At 39.6% G+C, this 20,438-nt stretch carries 15 protein-coding genes and 1 tRNA gene; 8 read left to right on the forward strand and 8 right to left on the reverse strand.

Features of this window, described 5'->3' with window-relative positions:
• Positions 1-20 precede the first annotated feature (20 nt).
• From ACT29H_RS08870 to ACT29H_RS08900, 7 genes are all read right to left on the reverse strand, one after another.
• The gene (locus ACT29H_RS08870; RefSeq protein WP_444821265.1) at positions 21-614 is read right to left on the reverse strand and encodes a hypothetical protein; all 594 of its coding nucleotides are present in this window, start codon (positions 612-614) and stop codon (positions 21-23) included.
• A 663-nt stretch (positions 615-1,277) separates the two neighbouring features.
• A complete protein-coding gene (locus tag ACT29H_RS08875) occupies positions 1,278-1,880 on the reverse strand; it encodes a peroxiredoxin-like family protein (RefSeq protein ID WP_444821266.1) in 603 nt (200 codons plus the stop codon).
• 122 nt (positions 1,881-2,002) lie between these two features.
• Complete coding sequence (locus tag ACT29H_RS08880; RefSeq protein ID WP_444821267.1) at positions 2,003-2,857, reverse strand: SDR family oxidoreductase; 855 nt, start codon at positions 2,855-2,857, stop codon at positions 2,003-2,005.
• A 17-nt stretch (positions 2,858-2,874) separates the two neighbouring features.
• The gene (locus ACT29H_RS08885; protein ID WP_444821268.1) at positions 2,875-3,837 is read right to left on the reverse strand and encodes an L-histidine N(alpha)-methyltransferase; all 963 of its coding nucleotides are present in this window, start codon (positions 3,835-3,837) and stop codon (positions 2,875-2,877) included.
• A gap of 7 nt (positions 3,838-3,844) precedes the next feature.
• A complete protein-coding gene (locus ACT29H_RS08890; RefSeq protein ID WP_444821269.1) occupies positions 3,845-5,164 on the reverse strand; it encodes a rhodanese-like domain-containing protein in 1,320 nt (439 codons plus the stop codon).
• 40 nt (positions 5,165-5,204) lie between these two features.
• A complete protein-coding gene (locus tag ACT29H_RS08895; protein ID WP_444821270.1) occupies positions 5,205-5,489 on the reverse strand; it encodes a DUF427 domain-containing protein in 285 nt (94 codons plus the stop codon).
• A gap of 501 nt (positions 5,490-5,990) precedes the next feature.
• Positions 5,991-6,064, reverse strand: a tRNA-Arg gene (locus tag ACT29H_RS08900).
• 486 nt (positions 6,065-6,550) lie between these two features.
• Between ACT29H_RS08900 and ACT29H_RS08905 the strand changes: the two genes are divergently transcribed.
• Genes ACT29H_RS08905 through ACT29H_RS08915 form a run of 3 tightly spaced genes read left to right on the forward strand, consistent with a single transcriptional unit; the run spans position 6,551 to position 12,415 of the window.
• Positions 6,551-8,275: a M23 family metallopeptidase gene (locus ACT29H_RS08905; protein ID WP_444821271.1), complete on the forward strand. Its 1,725-nt coding sequence runs from the start codon at positions 6,551-6,553 to the stop codon at positions 8,273-8,275.
• Between the two features lie 13 nt (positions 8,276-8,288).
• Positions 8,289-10,415 carry a tetratricopeptide repeat protein gene (locus tag ACT29H_RS08910; protein ID WP_444821272.1) on the forward strand — a complete coding sequence of 709 codons (2,127 nt, stop codon included), beginning with the start codon at positions 8,289-8,291 and terminating at the stop codon, positions 10,413-10,415.
• Complete coding sequence (locus ACT29H_RS08915; protein ID WP_444821273.1) at positions 10,412-12,415, forward strand: AAA family ATPase; 2,004 nt, start codon at positions 10,412-10,414, stop codon at positions 12,413-12,415. Before ACT29H_RS08910 ends, ACT29H_RS08915 begins: the two co-directional genes overlap by 4 nt.
• Here ACT29H_RS08915 and ACT29H_RS08920 read toward each other — a convergent pair.
• Complete coding sequence (locus ACT29H_RS08920) at positions 12,412-13,026, reverse strand: trimeric intracellular cation channel family protein (RefSeq protein WP_444821274.1); 615 nt, start codon at positions 13,024-13,026, stop codon at positions 12,412-12,414. The genes ACT29H_RS08915 and ACT29H_RS08920 overlap by 4 nt on opposite strands.
• Positions 13,027-13,802: 776 nt before the next feature.
• On the opposite strand from ACT29H_RS08920, the gene ACT29H_RS08925 reads away from it, so the two are divergent.
• From ACT29H_RS08925 to ftsY, 5 genes are all read left to right on the forward strand, one after another.
• Positions 13,803-14,864, forward strand: a complete 1,062-nt coding sequence (locus ACT29H_RS08925; RefSeq protein ID WP_444821275.1) for a uroporphyrinogen decarboxylase family protein — start codon at positions 13,803-13,805, stop codon at positions 14,862-14,864.
• Positions 14,865-15,563: 699 nt separating this feature from the next.
• A complete protein-coding gene (locus ACT29H_RS08930; RefSeq protein ID WP_444821276.1) occupies positions 15,564-15,824 on the forward strand; it encodes an OadG family protein in 261 nt (86 codons plus the stop codon).
• Between the two features lie 15 nt (positions 15,825-15,839).
• Positions 15,840-17,729: a biotin/lipoyl-containing protein gene (locus ACT29H_RS08935; RefSeq protein ID WP_444821277.1), complete on the forward strand. Its 1,890-nt coding sequence runs from the start codon at positions 15,840-15,842 to the stop codon at positions 17,727-17,729.
• 55 nt (positions 17,730-17,784) lie between these two features.
• Positions 17,785-18,996: a sodium ion-translocating decarboxylase subunit beta gene (locus ACT29H_RS08940; protein WP_444821278.1), complete on the forward strand. Its 1,212-nt coding sequence runs from the start codon at positions 17,785-17,787 to the stop codon at positions 18,994-18,996.
• A gap of 186 nt (positions 18,997-19,182) precedes the next feature.
• Positions 19,183-20,136: a signal recognition particle-docking protein FtsY gene (gene ftsY / locus ACT29H_RS08945; protein WP_444821279.1), complete on the forward strand. Its 954-nt coding sequence runs from the start codon at positions 19,183-19,185 to the stop codon at positions 20,134-20,136.
• Positions 20,137-20,438: the final 302 nt, after the last annotated feature.

Raw genomic sequence — 20,438 nt, forward strand, 5'->3', positions numbered from 1 at the left:
GATGTTAAAATTTAGTAGGATTAAAAGAGGTAATCAAATTTTATAATCACATCAAGCAGGACCCGGTGTTTGTCCACATCGGAATACCAGTTTTCATCAGGATGTTTGGGATCATAAATTTCTATTGCCATTCCTATGAGCATATCTAAAACTATCCAATCGGTTAAATTTATTTGATGACCTCGATACATGAGAAATTGGGTGGATTTAATTTCATCAAACCAGTTATACGAGGCTTTTAGCCCATAATATTTTTTATAGAATGACCGATAAGGATGATAGTTGAAGGCCCACGAAATAGCATACCCGGGTTCCTTTAGTTCAAATCTTTTAAAGTTATTCTCCGCAATATTGATATGGGCTGATTTAAATTGGGAATTCAAATATCCTATGCCGATTTCACCGGATATATGGTCCAATTTAGAGAGGAAACGCTCATAGTACACCATATATTGACCCCTTAAAGGGCTGGTGACATCTATTTTTAAAAGATTCTTTTTGGAACTTAATTCATTGTCGTCGAGATAGTAGGAGTTGGGCATCTCCTGAGCCTGTGCCTCCAGAGAAATCACTACAAAACAGATGAGCAATGGCTGAAAAAATGAGGTTCGCATTTTTTAGAGGATATTGAGTTGGATTCATCGTTTCATTTTATTTGCTTCATTGAGGGATGAAAATGGCCCTTCGGATTGAAATCAAAAATGTGTCATTAATGAAAATACCCTAATGACCAAATACCTCCTACGTACATTTAATGATGATTATAATGTATTCCAGAAATTAATTATGAACAAAGCAAAAATATTTAAAAAATAATATTGTTCAAAAAAAATCCATGGGAATGATATTGGGTCCGCGTGTAAGACGTTTTAAATGGGGGAAAAACGATTTACTGAAAGTATGCCGTTTATGTCGCTGAATGTTTTCAACTGGCAGATAAGAAACGTTAATAAGAAAATACCTTATTGGATTCTGAATAAGGGAAAAATATAATTATAGAAGTCGTCAAAAGAAAGAAAATGTATGGAAAGGTAAGCAGTAAAAGGAAATGGGAGGTAGACAATTAAACCAATTGATCATTCCACGGGATATAAAATTAAAAAATATATCCCATTCACTAAAATTAGGCACTAATATTTATTATAGTTCCATCAGGTCCACAAGTTAAGTCAATTAGATAATAATAAAATCAAAGGGTGAATAACCCACGCCTCAAATCGCTGATGGAATAATTCACCCTTAATTTTAATAACCCTATTTGATTTTTATTTAATTGATTATTGGGTGTTAATGCTTTCCAAAACACCCAGTAACATTTTGCCACTCAACCGGGTTTTGTAATCGGGATTGATGTAAAGGAAATGTATTTTTCCTGTAGTATCCACCACAAAAACCGATGGAACGGGAAGAAAACCGGGATTCAATCCTGCTGAATGTTTCAGCAGCATGCCGGAATATTTCTCCGGCGCTTTAAAAGCAATCCCCATGGCTTTGATAAGTTCCCCGTCGGCATCGGAAAAAAGGCTATAATTGAGGGTGTGCTTATCGTCGGTAACCTTTAAGTTGGCAGGTGAGTCGGGACTGATGGCCACAATCTGGTATCCCAGGTTCACCACCTCCTCCTGGACGCCCTGAATCTCCGACAAGTGGGCGTTGCAATAGGGGCACCATCCACCGCGGTAAAACAACAATACGGTCGGCTTTTGGCTGACAATGTCCAGCAGGCGATGTTCTTTGCCATCCGGTGATGTTACATTCACATCGGGAATGGACTCACCATTCAACAGAGGCGAGATATCTTCCGCTTTCTCCGGCAATTGGGCATTCATTAGCATCGGGAAAAATAAGCCCAATAACAAAATGATTCCTTTCGTCTTCATAATGATCTGTTTTAAGTTAAAAATTAATTATTGCATTAAGGGAAAGTGGACAAAGAATCATTGATTTTGAATTGCATCCTATCCTCGACAGTATAAAATCAGAGAATCTACAACCTAACAGTTTAATCTCTAAATTGTTTGTATGCCTCAATCATCTCGGGTACCGATTTATGAGGGCGTTGGGCTGCTTTTTCAAAATCAGATTTAAGATTAAAGGCCCCTTCTCGGATTCCCTCATAGATTCCACCGATAATGGTTCCCACCAGTTGGCCCAAATCTTTTATTCTATTGTTACGGAAATCTTCGACGGAAATAGCCTTATAGGTCAGTTGGGTATTAAAGGCGTCGTTAATGTATTTTGCCAGCTGAGCTTGTGAGATCGGATTCCCCACCAGATGATAGGTTTTTCCGTTGTGGACCTCTTGAGTCAGCAGGTGGGCATAGGCTTCTGCCAGTTCGCCACGGCTGGTGTAAGTACAAAGACCGTCACCTGCCGAGTTGATAATGGCACCATCGGCAATGTATTGGTCAATATATTCCAGATCCGGATCGATGTATAGTCCGTTTCTTCCAATTACCCAGTCGATTCCTGATTTTTTGATATCCTCCTCGGTTTGGCGATTACTTTTTACCACGGGGCTGAAACCGTTTTTTTCGGGGTCCCCCACGATGCTGGTATAGACGATTTTCTTCACCCCACGGGCTTTGGCCGCTTCTATAATGTTTCGGTGTTGCGGAATGCGGTTTTGGGGGTGATCCATGCTGGAAATCAACAGGAGACATTCAATGCCTTTTAATGCCTCATCAAAATCCTTACGGTTATTATAGTCCGCTTTTCTGATCTCGATGCCAATGTCATTAGCTTTTGGGGGAGTCCGAGCAATTCCGATCAGGTTATCCTTTCCTGTTTCGGTGATAAGTCGGTTGGCGATGGCTCTTCCCAGTTGTCCACTTACGGCAGTGATGGCTGTTTTCATAAAAGTATCTTTATTGATTATATTTTTGTCCACAGGGAATCCACGAAATAGTTTCTGTGATCGGTGAAATTGCGAATTACCTTAAATCGATGATTAGCAGCCAGCGCCTTGATGGTTTGGAAATCGTATTTTCGTGATCGTTCCATAAAAATGGATTCCCATCGATAAAAATGGAAAGACTTTTCAAGGGCTCCCACATTTACCGTTTGATCGATTGTGGATACAAGGAAGCTTTTTACTTCTCCCGAAATAGGATTGTAAGCGGTATGCTGTTCAAAGTGTTTGAGGTCAAAATCGGCATGCAGTTCACGATTCAGTCTTTCCAAATAATTCAGATTAAAGCGTCTGGTGAGTCCGTGCGGGTCGTTGTAAGCCCTCATGATTACATGAGGTGATTTTTTAAGGTCAAAGCCGATTAATACTTTATCACCTTTTTTAGAGAAAGCCGATATCTGATTCAGGAACAGTTCTGTTTCCTGATCTGAGAAGTTTCCTATGTTGGATCCCAGAAAAAGCGTGGTTTTGGGTAGGATATCGGCACCATTGAGGTAGTTCATTGCGTGAAAAAAATCACCCGTTTTAGCCGCGACATTTAAGCCGGGTAATTCGGTTTGAATTTTTTTTACCAGTTCTCGATTCGCTTTTGCACTGATGTCGATGGTGGTATATTGAAAATGGATCGATTTATCCATCAAATGTTGGAGTAAAATTTTTGTTTTCAGGCCGTCGCCGGAGCCTAATTCTACCAGATTGAACATCTTATTGGGTGGACGTATGGCCTGAATGATCGTCTCTTTTTGAGAAGAAAAAATTTCCAATTCGCAATCGGTAAGATAATATTCCGGCATGTTCATAATATCCTGAAAAATACGGCTGCCCCGGTCGTCGTAAAAATATTTGGAGAGCAGATATTTAGGAGTGGCCGACAGGCCGGTTAATGTGTCAGCAGCCAACTGAGAAAGCAGAAGTTTTGGTTCCATGCTGATATTATTTTTTTGATGCTAAGGATTCTGAGGATTGGAAACTTTCTTTCGGCACACCGGTTTCGACAGGGTTATGAGGATCCTTGCTCCATTCAAACCAACCGCCATCGTATACAGATACATGGGGCCATCCCATCAGCCAGGCATTGAACCAGGCTTCAGAACCCCTCCATCCGGTACCGCAGTAAAAAGCCAGATGTTTGTCGGGGGTGATGCCGTTGAGCATCCATATATCCGCTATTTCATGAAATTCGCGGGTGGTATGATCTACATTGCGATAATTTTCCATGTGATAGGCATCGCTTCCACAGTCGGCAAATATTGCCCCCGGAATGCGGCCCTTGGCTTCGATGTAATTGTAACCGCTTACTTGGCCGATGTATTCCGGCCAACTGCGCACACAAACCAATTCGGCAGAGGGAGAAGCCAACATTTGTTTGGCCTGGGGTGTGTCCACTGCCAGTTCCGGATGTTGGGGAATAATAACGCCAAAATCATGAACCGGTGTTTTGGGGACATCCGAAAAGTCGATTTCATACCCGGCATCCAGCCACGATTGAAAGCCTCCGTTTAAGATGCGGACATCAAGAACTCCGGCATACATCATGATGAAAGCGTTGCGAATGGCTCCAATATCACCCGCAGCACTGCCCGGAAATTCATCGTTGTTGTCAGGTGCCATATATTTACCATAAAGAATTACCGTGGTATCGGCAGTGATACCATGGGCTTCGAGTGCTTTTTTTAGTTCCTCGGGTGATCGCCGGTTCCAGGTTTCGGGTGCTTCCAAGGCCAGCGTATCCATGTCGATGGCGCCGGGAATATGGCCACTCAGGTAAGCATCACGATTTCGGTAATGGGAATGGACAATGATAAAGTTGTCATTATCATATTCCTGAGGCTTTCCACCCGATATGAGATCATTAACCCATTGGGCTGAAACCAGATTTTTATATCGGGGAAGCTTTTGCATGGGTAAACCGAGATGACATGACCACTCATCCACAAAATGGTGATAAACCGATACTTGGGCGTAGCCCGACTTTTGAAACCGATCGGCAACTTCCAGTGTTTCTTGAGGTGAATAGCCATAAACAATAATGTCATGCCCGGGAAAAATGTTTTTATGTCGAACTATTTCAATCCAGTCAATGTATTTAAGCCATTTGGCAGGCAGACTTTTGGCATTGGCGATATGTCCTCTTCGCTTTTCGCCGCCTAATTTCCATCCGTTGTAGGCTTCCACCGGGCGCGTGTCGATGATCCTGACATTTTTTGATTTAAAGAGCCTGGAAAGATTTTTTGTGGTGATTTCTTGAATCATACAATTCCGGATTTTTTAGTGTTGTTATTTGTCAATTATTTTAATCCTTAACCATTTGAACGCCCTTCCAGAATGCGACTCTTCCTTTGATGCTTGCTGCCAGTCCGGAAGGCGAAGGATAATACCAGGCAGCATCGGGATTTTCTTTTCCGTCAACGACTAAGGTATAATAAGAGGCTGTTCCTTTCCAGTGACATTGGGTATGGGTGGAAGTCTCTTTTAAATACTCTTTGTTAACCGCTTCCAGAGGGAAATAGGCATTTCCTTCCACATTAACAATGTCGTCGCTTTCGGCAATTACTTTTCCGTTCCATATTGCTTTCATAATAACTGATTGATTGGTTAGTAAATTACTGATTATTTTATTGATGTGTCAAGAAAAGCCTTTAAAACAGCATTTAATTTTTCTAATTACCTATTGTCATAATAGAGAGATCGGCCAGCGTCGGTATTTGGTATTCCATGCCGTTGGTCTATCGCGTGCCAAATGCTTTGGTTGGGATGGAAGATGAGATGAGCTGAAAAAACAAATTTGATAAATGCATAAATACGCTTCAAACTGTTAGCGACTCAAGGTTTGTCTCCATAATTGGGGACTTGAAAAAATGAATTAAACCAGCTTTATATGAAAAGATAACGTTTCGTTATGGGAAATTGTTTGTTTTCGCTCTGATGGAAAGACTTGTAAAAGAAGAAGATTACAAAACGGGGCCATTTATCAGGGGATAGAAACGCCATGGATAATATGACTTTGTACCTGTTTTATTCTTCCAAAGCAATAAAAAAACCGCAACTCTTGAAGAATAAAGAATTGCGGTTTAAACTGTGATTCCGGAGGGACTCGAACCCCCAACCTCCTGGGCCGTAACCAGGTGCTCTATCCAATTAAGCTACGGAACCTTTACTTTTGAGTTGTTGTTTTTCTCAAATGCGCTGCAAAGATAGGGAAATTATTGTTTCTTTTCCAAGGCCGGGCAATAAAAAATGTTGATTTTTTTATGCCTGAACAGGGAGTTTTAAAGTAAGATTAAGGTTTTCAAAAACTTGTAATGTGCCATCAAAATTAGTCTGTCAGTCAACAGACAGATGACAAAAGATAAGGAGTAATATTTGAACAAGATTTAAAATTGTTTAGTGACAATGCAGAGTAGGTAGGGCGTAAAAAAATCTTTATAATAATAACTGATTGATATAGAGAAGGGCATCAACAATCTCCTCAGCTCACAAAGGGATAAACCGCTCTGATTTTGCCTCAGGCACTCAAATTTTTCTAATTTTAGCCGAATAAATAAAAGAGGATTTGAATGGAATTACCGGTTTATGGCCAAAACCGGGATTGAAATACAATCCCTTCGAACCAATTTTCAAAACCGAAATAGTCATTTCATGCGCAGGAAATATATTTTTCAGTCAATTGTCTTTCTTTTCCTTTCCATCTTTAATGTTTTTTCGCAAACAGATACGCTGCAATGGGAGTATTTATTTCCACTGAATAAAGCGGCTATTGTGAGTGGCAGTTTTGGGGAAATTCGAACCAATCATTTTCATTCAGGAGTAGACCTTTCCACACGCGGTAAGATTGGTTGGCCTGTCCATGCTGTTGATTCGGGTTACGTGGCTCGGATATCAATATCTCCTTCAGGATTCGGAAAGGCTTTGTACATTGCGCACCCATCAGGCTATACATCGGTCTATGCTCATCTCAGCTCCTTTGAAAAGGATATAGATTCCCTGGTGACGGCCCTTCAATATCAACAAGAATCATTTTCCATAAACCACTATTTGGAACCCGGCGAGATAACAATCAATAGGGGTGAGGTCATTGCCTATACAGGGAACAGTGGGAGCTCAGGTGGTCCTCATTTGCATTTTGAAATCAGGGAAACTCGCCAACAGCGTCCCATCGATCCACTCATGTTTCCGAACCCGGTCAGGGATGATGTAAGACCTCACATATCTGGAATAAAATTATATCCTTTATCGGAAGATGCCCGAATAAACGGAAAGGCAAAAGCTCACTATTATCCAGTTGTTTTTTATGACGGCGCATTTCATTTGAAGCATCAACCTCGAATTACTGCGTCGGGAAAGATCGGAATTGGAATTGAGGTTATAGATTATTATAACGGTTCGTGGAGAAAATGTGGCGTACACAATATCGAATTGAACGTCAATGACCGAAAGGTGTATTCTTACCAAATAGACGGTTTCTTGTATGATAATACGCGTTATTTGAACAGCCATATTGACTATGCGGAAAAGGTTAAAACAGGTCGGGTCATTCAAAAAAGTTTTGTTGATCCGTTAAATTTTAATGATGTGTATCAAACCGATGAATCTCGGGGTGAGATAGAGATGAAGGCCGGATCGACCTATAATTTTAGCTACATTGTTAAAGATGTTTCAGGGAATATGTCCCCATTAAGATTTGAGGTCGTAGGTGTTGACGTTTTGTCCGCCCCCAAAACCTTGGGAGAAGACAGTTTAATCTTTGTGGATGCCTCAAAGCCTTTTGATTATGAAGAAAAGAATCATCGGGTCAGGTTTGATCAGGAGAGTTTTTATCGGAATTTCCGCGGTGATATTTACGTCAGGGAATCCATGATTTCTCTTTCCGGAACGGTCTTTTCCGTTTTTGATAAAACCATTCCTGTTCATAAAACGTTTGAAATAAGGATTCCGATCGATCCTCATGTGGATAAAAAGGGGCTTTGTGGAGCAAAAATAGGTTCGAATCTAAAGGTCCAATACGCAGGCGGAAGCATTGAAGGTACACATTTTGTAATAAAAACCCGGGAATGTGGGGAATACTTGATTTTTCGGGATACCATACCACCCAAGATGACATTGAAAAATCCCCCTTCGCAGATGAATTACGCTGGTCGCAAAAAAATAGTTTTGAACGTTAAAGATGACTTTTCAGGAATAAGTACTTATAAAGCAACCATTGATGGCAACTGGAGTCTTTTTGAATATGATCCCAAAAAAAGTCAATTAATTGGTTATTTTAAAAAAGTTCCGTTTCTTGAAAACGGCATGCACACCTTGGTGGTCGAGGCCGTTGATGGAGAGGGTAACAAGGGAAAATTAGAAATTAATTTCAGGTACTGATCAGATCCGATATATGCAAAAAACAATTTTCATTATTACATTATTGTTGATGGTAGTGACAGGCAGTGTCCGTTCACAGATCGATACCGATCGGATGACCATCATCGGTCGGAATGCCTTATATTTTGAGGATTATATTCTTGCCATTCAATATTTTAATCAGGTCATTAAAGCCAAACCCTATTTGGCTGAGCCCTATTTTTATCGAGCCTTGGGGAAATATTATCTGGAAGATTACAATGGTGCGTTGATGGATTGTGATAATGCTTTAAAAAGAAATCCTTACCTCATTGATGCCTACAGTTTACGAGGAATATTATATCAGAAAATGAAACAACCCGAGGCTTCCATCAAGGATTTTAAAAGAGGACTGGAAGTAGATCCTTTGAATATTAATTTGATGATCAATCTGGGGATCGCCTACATTCAAACCGAGCAGTTTGATAAAGCCATAGAAACTTATTCTGATGTATTAAAACAGTCTCCAAATTTGTTAAGGGCTTATTTGAATCGTGGACTCGCCAAATTTTCTGCACAAGACACAGCAGGTGCTTTGGCAGATTTTTCCAAAGCCATCGAAACCAACCCATATATACCCGATGGGTATGTTAACCGATCAATGATAGAATATTATCGTGGTGATTTCGACGCGGCACTGGCAGATATTGGGGAAGCCATAAAGCTAAGGCCCGATGAAGCCTCTTTTTATATGAACCGTGCAATAATTCGTTACCAAATAGATGATTTGAGAGGTACGATGGAAGATTTCGATAAGTTTGTTGAAATGGAACCACGCAACGCTATTGGATACAACAATCGAGGGATTCTTCGAGCCGAAATAGGGGATTTGGACGGAGCAATAGAAGATTTTTCCAGAGTTTTGGCGCTTCGTGAGGATGATCTTCCGACGCTATATTATCGAGGAATGCTATACAAAGAGAAAGGGGAATTTAGAAATGCATTATCTGATTTTAATGTGGTTGCAGATGCCTATCCCGATTTTGCGCCGGTTTATTATAACCGAGCAGAGGTGAAACAAGCTTTGGGGCAGGCGGAGGCTGCTCAACTGGACTATAACACGGCCATGAAAATAGAGATGGACCGCAGGGGAAAAATAGGACAATCCACTTCCGGTCCGTTAACTGCAGCCAACCAAAAGGAGGCTGACCAAAAAGGAAAAAGTTCCAAACGCAAGGAGACTAAAAAGGAGGGCGACAAAAATATTCGCAATTACAATAAAATTGCAGTACTTGAAGATTTTGGAACCGATCAGCCGGAACAACTTACCCCCAGTACTTTGCGCGGAAGAATACAAAACCGGAATATAATTGTTGATTTGCAAGCACCTTATGGCATTACGTTTTTCCCAGGCGACACATTGGTACATCGGGTGCGCTATTTCGAAAAGGATGTGGAAAAGCTTGAAAATTCGCTCCTCTTTTCGCGCCCCCTTGAAATTTCTAATGCCACAAGGGAACCTGACCGGAATACTTCTGCCGAAATATTTAAAACCATAGCATTATTGGACAAAAAGATTGATTCCGCGACGGCTGAAAATAGAGTAGTGAATTTATTGATGGAACGCGGTCTGCTTTATATGGATGTTTTGAATCTTAATAATGCGATAGACAATTTTAATCAGGTTATAGAACTTCAACCCGATTACTATTTGGCCTATTTTGCAAGGGCTTATACACGCTATAAGATGGAGCAGACCCTTAAGGAAATTAACAGTCAAAAAGTTTCGGCCGATCCGTCACTCTTGATAGCAGAAAAGGACAATGAAGAAGAATTAAGTCGGCAAACCTTGATGAGCTATAATAGGATTATCGAAGATTTGCAGAAAGTGATAGATCGAGAACCCAAATTTGAGTTTGCTTGGTTTAATTTGGGATATATGAACAGTATTCTTCGAAACTTTGAAGAGGCTGATCGATACTTTAGTAGAGCCATTGATGAAAATGAAGAATTTGCGGAAGCGTATTTTAATAGGGGATTAATCAGGATTTTTCTTGGCAACAAATCAGAAGGCACACTGGATTTAAGCAAAGCCGGAGAACTGGGTGTTTATGAAGCATACAGTGTAATAAAACGATATGGATCCTTTGAGATTGATACGGAAACAGAAGAAGTACAATGATGGAGTTACCAGGAAATATAGATCTGGATAATAGGGAATTTCAGAATGCCCTACAATTGATACAATATACCAATACGTCAGTATTTCTTACCGGTAGAGCAGGGACGGGGAAATCCACTTTCCTGCGTTATATCAGTGAAAATACCCATAAAAAGTTTATCGTAGTGGCACCTACAGGAATAGCAGCTATTAATGCCGGCGGGGTAACGATGCATTCTTTTTTTAAGATTCCTTTCCGGCCCATTCTGCATGACGATCCTGATTTGTCCACCAAAGATGGTCGTATATATGATTTCCTTAAATATAATAAAGAGAAGATCAAATTAATTAAGGAAACTGAGCTGCTCATTATTGATGAAGTATCAATGGTGAGAGCCGACATTTTGGATTTTATCGATCAGGTGCTTCGTGTTTATACCAAAAGTAAGTTGCCTTTCGGAGGAAAACAGATATTGATGGTGGGGGATGCCTTCCAGTTGGAACCAGTCGTTAAATCCGATGATTGGAAAATCCTGAGTCGTTTTTATCATTCGCCATTTTTCTTTTCCGCCAGAGTTTTTACCCGCATTTCACTGGTTCAGATTGAACTGAAAAAAGTGTATCGCCAAAAGGATACTGCTTTTTTGAGTATGCTGGATAAAATCAGGGTAAATGCGGCTACATCCAATGATTTGTCACTCATTAATAAGCAACTGGATAGAAAATTTGAACCACCGGCCGATGAAATGTTTATTACTCTTGCACCTCGAAGAGATACGGTCGATTATATCAATGACAAAAAGCTAAATGAGCTGCCCGGAGATTCGGTAACTCTGGAAGGGGAAATAAGTGGTGAGTTTCAGGAATCAGCGTTACCTACGTTGAAAGAACTTGTCTTGAAAGAGAATGCGCAGGTCATGTTTGTGAAAAATGATCCGCAACATCGGTGGTACAATGGCTCGTTGGGACTGGTTGATGAAATTACTGATGACGGAATATTCGTTCGTACAGAAGACGATCAGAGACATTTGGTAACCAGAGAGAAATGGCTGAATGTCCGTTATCGTTACGATGAAAAAAACAACCGGATCATTGAGGAGGAAATAGGGTCATTTACTCAATTTCCGCTGCGGCTGGCATGGGCAATAACGGTACATAAAAGTCAGGGGCTGACTTTTGAAAAGGTCGTTATCGATTTTAGCGGTGGAGCCTTCGCTGGTGGTCAGCTTTATGTGGCATTAAGTAGATGTCGTTCCTTGCAGGGGATTGTCTTGAAAACACCGGTCTCTTTGCGTGATATAATTGTTAATCCTCAGGTCAAAAAATTTGCCCGGACGGCCAATGATCAGCGACTTATTAGGGAAGAGCTGGAGAAAGCCAAGGCCGACATCTCTTACATCTCTGCATTGAAAAGCTTTCGACAAGGTAATTGGTTGGAAGCTGCACAGCATTTAGGAAAAGCCGTAGGTTATAGAAAAGATGATCTTCTCAGACCCGAAATTCAGCGTTTTATGGCATGGCAAATGACCTTTGTGGATCAAATGAAAGCAAAGATTGAGGACCTGGAAGAGGAACTGATACGGCAGCAAAAGAATGTGGAAGAATTTGCTAGGGAGTACTTTTTGATGGCGAACGAATGTGAAGTGAAGTTTAAAGATCAAAGAAGTGCTCTTGCCAATCTCAACAAGGCGCTAAGTCTCAATCCTAAATTTATTGATGCATTATTACGGCGAGGAAATCTTTTAGCAAAAACCGGAGATCTGGAAAGTGCAGAAAAAGATTTTTCCGCAGTACTAAAAATTAAACAACGCCATTTTGAAGCGCTTTATGGGCGTGGAAAGGTACGTATTCAGTTGCGTCAATTATCCGAAGCTTATCAAGACTTATTGGAGGCTTCCAATTTGCAACAGTCCCATCCGGGCATTTATAAAAAACTGGGCGATGTATGTGCCCGACTGGGGGAAATGGACAAAGCACAAACTTATTGGAATATTGCAGAAAGTCTTGAAGATGATGATTAATGTTCCGGGTGTTTAAACACCGGCAAGGATATATTAAATCGAATAGAAAGAAGGCGAATAGTGATAATAATTCCTACCGTCAGTACTTCGTTGATGGTTTGTGGCAGTTCTAACCACCGAAATCCCAAATAGCAAATGGCACCTGTAATGCAGGCTGTAGCATAAATTTCTTTGTGAAAGATTAATGGAACCTCATTGGTGAGAGTATCTCGCACAACACCACCAACCACTGCAGATGTCATCCCCATTATTACTGCAACAGCTGGATTAACGCCCAGATTCAAGGCTTTTTCGAGGCCTATTATTGTAAAAATACCGATTCCTATAGTATCAAAAAGAAATAGAGTGGTGCGTAAGCGGACAACCCATTTTTTAAATAAAAAGGTGATGATAAAACCAATGGCGATAGCCGTGATGTATTCATATCCTTGCAGCCAAGTAACTGGTGTTACCCCTAAAAGCAGATCTCTGGTGGTTCCACCACCGATGGCGGTTACAACACCGATGAACAATGCTCCAAATAAATCCAGCTTTTTACTGCCGGCAGTTAAGACTCCACTGATGGCAAATACCATCGTTCCGATATAATCAAGCCAAATAATTATATTCATTAGAATAGAAATATTTAAATTCTTGGTCGAATTGAATTTGCATGACTGAGGGTTTAGACCTACTCATTTGTGACAATCCCACATTGGTCATGCTCGTTTCATTTGCAAATAATTAATCTGGTTAACTTTTTTTATTTATTTCTCTTTCTGCATTAAATCAAAACGGCTCACTATTCTTAGTTCTGCCTGTTTTTTTGAAAGCCGCAAAAGTAAATTTTTCTTTTGAAAAACAATCTTGGTAGAGTCAAAAAATATGGCTAAAGAAGATTGCGTGTTTCTTGAATTTTGAAGCGATGGAATCTATTCATTCAAGGTGAAGACAGTTTAAGATTATTGCTGTGTTTTTGCCATGTAATGAATTTTATTCGTTTTTATTTCAAGCAGAGAACCCAAAATTAAATGATCGTTAAAATTCCAAATTGTAACCTGTTTTTTCAAAACAGTAGGTGTTTGCTGCTCAACACCTGATTAAAGAATAAAAAAACACTTCATCAAACATCTTCAAGCCTCTGAGTTGCCTGTATAATATCATTTTTGTTGTTAGAATGGGCATGCTGTTTTAGGCCTAGCAAGGCAAAAAGGAGCTAACTGTTATTAAAGACCAGAAAACAAAAGAGATGATTTTGAGAACAATCTTTTATAAATTTGATTAACTTTCGAAGTTTATGGGCAGTAAAATGACAAAATTATTTGTCAAGAGATACTCAGAGGGCTATGTTTAAATAAGTTCCTGTAATTCAGGAAGCTTCCTATTTTGTTATTAAAAAATTAAACGTATGAACCATAAAGAAAGAGTATTAGCCGCGCTAAGCCATGAAGAACCGGATCGGGTGCCGGTATTTTATTGGGCAGTTCCTGAATTCACTGAAAAAATGATATCCCAGATGGGGTTTTCGGACATGGATGAATTGCTTGATTATCTGGATATAGATTTTAGGTGGGTGGAACCGGATTATATTGGGCCTCAGTTAATTAATCGGGAGATAGGTGTGAAAAAAGATATCTGGGGTGTGGATTATAAGCTTGTGGGACATGGTGATTTACGTTACTGGGAAGTCGTAAAATTTCCTTTACAGGGCATAACCGATCCTGCATATTTGGAGGATTACCCTTGGCCCACAACAGATTTGTTTGATTTTTCAACGTTGTCCGACCAGTGCGAAAAATATAAAAATTACGCGGTTATGACAGCTCCGGGGTATTCCTCGCCGGGACTGTTTCGCATTATCCAAAGATTGGTAGGACGGGACTCTTTTTTGGAGGTAATGATGTATAACCCCAGGTTTTTTAGTGTGTTGGTTGAAAAAGTAACCCGATTTTACGAAGCCTTCATTCACGACTTTTTTGAAGTAGCTAAAGACAGAGTAGATCTAATAAGAGTCGCTGATGATTTTGGTGCTGAAGGAGGATTAATTATTAGTAATGATACCTGGAACCAATACTGCAAGCCGGCAATTGAAAAGTTTATTTCCATTCCCAACGATCTGGGCGTTAAATTTTATATGCACAGTTGCGGTGGTGTACGAAAATTGATTCCTGAGTTTATTGCTCTTGGTGCCGACGTATTAGATCCCATTCAAACCAGAGCAGCTGGAATGGCACCGGATGGTTTGAAAAAAGACTTTGGTCAGATGATCTCTTTTTCGGGTGGGCTGGATGAAGAATTGCTTTTGCGAAAAGGTACGCCTCATCGCATAAAAGAGGGGGTTAAAGAATTACTCAATATTATGGCACCGGGAGGTGGATTTATCTTGGGGCCATCACATAAGCTTAAAGTTGAAACACCCGTGGAAAATGTAATAGCCATGTACGAGGCTGTTAAGGAATATGGACGATGAGTTTGAATTCTTCTTTAAAAAGAATCGTTATCTCGTCGGTTAAAATTTCTTCTGTCAATATGGATAATTAAATTTACTTTCTTTCAAATAATACATTTCAAATCAACTCTATTTAATAAGGTCCATCTTTGAGGGTTCTTATGGGCTAAATTATATTGCTAATTGTAAAACAGAATCCCTATTGGGGAGATTCAAGTAGCTCTAATTTTAAGCCTTTTGGCAACATTGGTTTCAATAAACAGATCCTTCAATTTTGGCCAAGATGCATGTTTTAATATTAGCATTAAAGTTTCTTTTTATCTTACAAAAAAACAACTAAAAATGTAAGGGTCGCCGTCTGTTTCCCAGATAAAAAAGTACGGCTATCAACGTTATAAAGATCCTACCTTGTTTTTGGGGGATAAAGGGCAGCAAATGCTTTTTTTATGAATTTTTGTTTAACCTTGATTGATGATTTTTAATTAAAAAAATGTTAATCCTTTCAATTCAAAATGGAATAGAGAAAAAAAGCTTTAAATGTTTTGGTTTTTTAAGGAAATTCTATTGTTCAGAAAATTAATTTATTAGAAAGGATAACCAGTAAATTTAATGGAATGTTCTCATTGTAGTCTTTATAAATAAATATAAAATCTACTATTATTGCAACATTTTTGATAAAAATAAAACAATCAAGTTTTAATTTGAAAACGAAATTGTAATATGGAAGCATATTTCGAAGAGGCATGGATACTTTTGGGGGTAGGAATGTTAACGGTTTTTGCCGTTCTGTTTTTAGTTGTTTTGGTTGGTAATTCGATAATCCTTTTTGTAAATCGTTTTTTCCCGGGAGATGAGAAGGAAAACCGAAAAAACATAAATAAAAGCGGAATGAGTTCCTCTCAATTAGCGGCCATAGTAGCAACTGTTAGCCATGTAACAGGTGGCCGGGGAACAATTGTTGATATCAGAAAAAAACAATAAAATTAAGATAGAGATATGGGTAGAAAAATAGGCTTTTCCCTGTTATATCGGGATATGTGGCAATCATCAGGAAAGTATGTGCCACGCAAAGATCAATTGGAACGTGTTGCACCGGCAATCATTGACATGGGGTGCTTCGATCGGGTAGAAACCAATGGAGGAGGATTTGAACAAATAAACCTGTTATTTGGTGAAAACCCTAATCAAGCTGTGAGAGCCTGGACAAAGCCTTTTAATGAAGCCGGAATACAGACACACATGCTCGAACGGGCGCTTAATGGAATTCGCATGTCGCCAGTTCCGGCAGATGTGCGCAAGTTGATGTTTAAGGTTAAGAAACAGCAAGGTACCGATATTGCACGATCGTTTGACGGGTTAAATGATCCAAGAAATATAATCGACTCCATTAAGTATGCCAAAGAAGGTGGCATGATATCACAAGCTGCCATGAGTCTTACCTATTCGGAGGTGCATACCGTTGATTATTACATTGATTTGGCAGATCAATTGATTAAAGCCGGAGCGGATGAAATATGCCTGAAAGATATGGCTGGTATTGCTCGTCCGGCTTGGTTGGGGAAAATTGTAACAGGAATACGTAAAAAACATAAAGACATTCCGATAGAATATCATGGACATTCAGGTCCCGGGTTTTCTGTTGCGACCATTTTGGAAGTGGCTCGTGCAGGAGTTGATTACGTAGATGTTGCCATGGAACCGTTATCATGGGGAACTGGACATGCGGACGTCCTGACCGTTCAGGCCATGCTGAAAGATGCCGGCTTTGAAGTACCCGAAGTGAATATGAATGCATACATGGAAGTTCGGAAACTGACTCAAGAATTTATCGATGACTTTTTAGGGTATTACATCAATCCTAAAAATCGTTTGATGAACTCATTGCTCATTGGTTCTGGATTGCCCGGAGGTATGATGGGAAGTTTAATGGCAGACCTAGAGAAAAACCTGGCTAGTCTTAACAAATGGAAGAAAAAACGTGGAATGTCGGAACTCTCTCAAGATGAACTTCTCATCAAACTTTTCGAAGAAGTTGAATTCATTTGGCCAAAATTGGGATATCCTCCATTAGTAACACCATTTAGTCAATATGTTAAGAATCTAGCTTTAATGAATGTAATTCAATTGGAAAAAGGTGGTGAGCGTTGGAGTATGATTGCTGATAATATTTGGGATATGATTCTCGGAAAGAGTGGACAATTACCTGGAAAATTAGCACCGGAAATCATTAATTTGGCCCAAAAAGAAGGAAAAGAATTCTTCACCGGACATCCACAAGAACCATATCCTGATGCATTGGAAAAATTCCGCAAAGAGATGGATGAAAATGGTTGGGATTATGGGCAGGATGATGAAGAATTGTTAGAACTGGCAATGCATCCTGAACAATACAGGGATTATAAATCTGGTAAAGCCAAAGAGGCATTTGAAGAAGACCTGAAACAAAGAAAGGCCGAAAAAGAAACTGCTTCGGAAAAAGTTGGTGGACAAACTTCTGCAGCTCCTGTTTTGGGCATTTCACCTTCTAAAATGACCATTAATGTAAATGGTGAGAGTTTCGATGTAACGGTCTCTTATGACGGGAACGGACAGGATACTTCTGGCACTAACAAAAATTCAAAACCGGATAATAAACCTCAGGTTTCTGATACCAATGGAGAGTCTGTAATATCACCCCTGGAAGGAAAATTTTACTTGACCAAAGATTCAAGCGAAAAAGCTATTAAAGTTGGAGACACCGTGAAAGAAGGTGATCTGCTGGGATATGTTGAAGCCATGAAAACCTATAATGCCATTCGCTTTGACAAAGGAGGAGTGATCAAACAAATCCTTAAGGAAAACGGAAGTGATGTTGAGGAAGACGATGAACTGGTAATTCTTGGTTAGCAAGAAAAAGTGTTTCTAAAAGAATCAATTTCTTCCGTATTAGGAAATTTGTATTATGAAAATTTTGAATCAATTATATGAAATGACCGCACTGGGGCAAATCGCAGATAACCCCGGTGTGTTGTTAATGATCGCAATAGGTGGGGTGCTTCTTTATTTGGGAATTGCCAAAAAATATGAACCGTTGTTATTAGTGCCTATTGGCTTCGGTATAATTCTGGCTAACCTTCCAGGTGGAAATATGGGAGTGGTTCCTTCAGAAATGATTGAACTGCCGGAACATCGGTACATGAATTTGTTCGAAATAGCCCATGAATATGGAATAATGAATTATCTTTATTATTCCCTTATCAAAACAGGTTTTTTGCCTCCCATAATATTTATGGGTGTTGGAGCATTAACTGATTTTGGCCCGATGCTTCGCAATTTAAGGTTGGCTTTCTTCGGAGCAGCTGCACAACTGGGAATCTTTTGTGTGTTTTTTGGTGCCATAGCATTAGGATTTACCCCTAAAGAAGCCGGTTCATTAGGGATTATTGGTGGAGCTGATGGACCTACAGCAATTTATACAACGATACTGTTAGCACCTCATTTGCTTGGACCTATTGCTATTGCAGCATATTCCTACATGGCACTGGTACCTGTGATTATTCCGTTGGTTGCCAATTTTTTGATGACCAAAAAGGAGTTTCAAATCAATATGAAAAAGCAGGATAAATTATATCCGCCCAAGTATCAAATAAAGAATTTGAAGACTGTGAAAATAATTTTTCCAATTGTACTTGGCGTTATCATTGCTTTTTTGGTCCCATCATCCGTCCCATTGTTGGGGATGTTGCTGTTTGGCAATTTGGTTAAAGAGATAGGTACTGTTACGCAACGTCTTGCAGATGCAGCCACTGGTCCCATTATGAATACGGCAACTATATTTTTGGGTCTTTCGGTTGGGGCTACCATGACAGCAGAGGTATTTCTTGATTTTAAAACGATCGGTATTATTGTTGGAGGCTTTTTAGCCTTTGCCTTGTCTATTGCCGGAGGAATCCTGGCTGTGAAAGTTTATAATCTTGTTTCAAAGAAAAAAATCAATCCTCTTGTGGGTGCAACGGGGTTGAGTGCTGTTCCGATGGCTTCCAGAGTAGCCAATGAAATGGGGCTCAAGTATGATAGCAGCAATCATTTGTTACAATACTGCATGGCTTCAAATATTTCGGGTGTTATCGGATCTGCCGTTGCCGCCGGAGTGCTGATATCACTTCTTGGATAATATCTATAGAAAGTGATCGATTTATTGATCTTAATATAGAAAAAACCTGTCAATAACTCTATTTAGTGGTTGTTGACAGGTTCTTTTTTTATAAATATCAAGAGTATTGTTTATCTTTGACCATTCAAAATTTTAAAATTCAGGCAGTAATTTATGGTACTGTGTTCGCAATAAATTGGGTTAATTATGGGAATATTCGGCGGTTTGAATAAAAATAAAAAGGAGGATCTGGAAAAAGGACTGGCCAAAACGAAGGAAAGTGTTTTGAAAAAGATGACCAGAGCTGTTGTTGGCAAGAAAAAAGTGGATGATGATGTTCTGGACAGTCTTGAAGAGGTGCTTATTACTTCAGATGTGGGAGTAGATACTACTATCCGCATTATTGAAAGGATTGAAGAACGCGTTGCCCGTGACAGATACTTGGATACGAGCGAGCTTAATACCATTTTAAGGGAAGAAATCGCTGCTTTACTGGCAGAAAATGAAAGTCAAAAGGTGGAAGATTTTGACTTGCCCGCCGACAAAAAGCCATATGTCATTATGGTGGTAGGAGTGAATGGAGTGGGTAAGACAACCACTATCGGGAAATTGGCTCATAAATTCAAAACTGCCGGGAAAAGTGTTGTTCTTGGCGCAGCGGATACTTTCCGGGCAGCCGCCATAGAACAGCTTGAAATATGGGCCAACAGAGTGGATGTACCATTGGTTAAACAAAAAATGGGGTCAGATCCAGCTTCCGTTGCTTTTGACACTTTATCTTCTGCCAAATCAAAAGATGCAGACGTGGTTATCATAGATACAGCAGGGCGTTTACATAACAAAGTTAACTTGATGAACGAGTTAACCAAAGTGAAGAAGGTAATGCAGAAAATTATTCCCGGGGCTCCACATGAAATTTTACTTGTTTTAGACGGATCTACTGGCCAAAATGCATTTGAACAGGCCAAACAGTTTTCAAAAGCCACGGAAATAACGGCTTTGGCAATAACTAAACTGGATGGAACTGCTAAAGGAGGAGTGGTAATTGGTGTTTCAGACCAATTCAAAATACCTGTCAAGTACATAGGAATAGGAGAAGGAATTGATGATTTGCAAATTTTTGATCGCAAAGTCTTTGTTGATTCCTTGTTTGGAGAATAATTGATTTGGGAAAATATTTCGTATAATCATTTCGACAAAGAAGATATTGAAAATAGAAGGATGTAAGTTGGTAATACTATTAGTGAGGTGGGTGTGCCTTTTGCATTGAAAAGATGACTCCTTTCATCTTCGATTTCGTTTTTAAAAAGCAATTAGAATTCCTAATTGTTTTTTATTGCTTTAAGATCGGGATCGTATAAAATTATAATGATACAATGATTCTTTCTGGTTTTGAGCTGCTAATAACGTTTGTAAATCAATAAAAATTACTTATTAAAGAACCCCTCCGGAAATAAAAAACC

Source organism: Thermophagus sp. OGC60D27, assembly GCF_052400625.1.
Taxonomy (GTDB): Bacteria; Bacteroidota; Bacteroidia; order Bacteroidales; family Marinilabiliaceae; genus Thermophagus.

Excerpts from the sequence above, each read along its gene's own strand:
- ACT29H_RS08870 (WP_444821265.1), bottom strand. The coding sequence starts at position 614 with ATGCGAACCTCATTTTTTCAGCCATTGCTCATCTGTTTTGTAGTGATT.
- ACT29H_RS08875 (WP_444821266.1), bottom strand. The coding sequence starts at position 1,880 with ATGAAGACGAAAGGAATCATTTTGTTATTGGGCTTATTTTTCCCGATG.
- ACT29H_RS08880 (WP_444821267.1), bottom strand. The coding sequence starts at position 2,857 with ATGAAAACAGCCATCACTGCCGTAAGTGGACAACTGGGAAGAGCCATC.
- ACT29H_RS08885 (WP_444821268.1), bottom strand. The coding sequence starts at position 3,837 with ATGGAACCAAAACTTCTGCTTTCTCAGTTGGCTGCTGACACATTAACC.
- ACT29H_RS08890 (WP_444821269.1), bottom strand. The coding sequence starts at position 5,164 with ATGATTCAAGAAATCACCACAAAAAATCTTTCCAGGCTCTTTAAATCA.
- ACT29H_RS08895 (WP_444821270.1), bottom strand. The coding sequence starts at position 5,489 with ATGAAAGCAATATGGAACGGAAAAGTAATTGCCGAAAGCGACGACATT.
- ACT29H_RS08905 (WP_444821271.1), top strand. The coding sequence starts at position 6,551 with ATGCGCAGGAAATATATTTTTCAGTCAATTGTCTTTCTTTTCCTTTCC.
- ACT29H_RS08910 (WP_444821272.1), top strand. The coding sequence starts at position 8,289 with ATGCAAAAAACAATTTTCATTATTACATTATTGTTGATGGTAGTGACA.
- ACT29H_RS08915 (WP_444821273.1), top strand. The coding sequence starts at position 10,412 with ATGATGGAGTTACCAGGAAATATAGATCTGGATAATAGGGAATTTCAG.
- ACT29H_RS08920 (WP_444821274.1), bottom strand. The coding sequence starts at position 13,026 with ATGAATATAATTATTTGGCTTGATTATATCGGAACGATGGTATTTGCC.
- ACT29H_RS08925 (WP_444821275.1), top strand. The coding sequence starts at position 13,803 with ATGAACCATAAAGAAAGAGTATTAGCCGCGCTAAGCCATGAAGAACCG.
- ACT29H_RS08930 (WP_444821276.1), top strand. The coding sequence starts at position 15,564 with ATGGAAGCATATTTCGAAGAGGCATGGATACTTTTGGGGGTAGGAATG.
- ACT29H_RS08935 (WP_444821277.1), top strand. The coding sequence starts at position 15,840 with ATGGGTAGAAAAATAGGCTTTTCCCTGTTATATCGGGATATGTGGCAA.
- ACT29H_RS08940 (WP_444821278.1), top strand. The coding sequence starts at position 17,785 with ATGAAAATTTTGAATCAATTATATGAAATGACCGCACTGGGGCAAATC.
- ftsY (WP_444821279.1), top strand. The coding sequence starts at position 19,183 with ATGGGAATATTCGGCGGTTTGAATAAAAATAAAAAGGAGGATCTGGAA.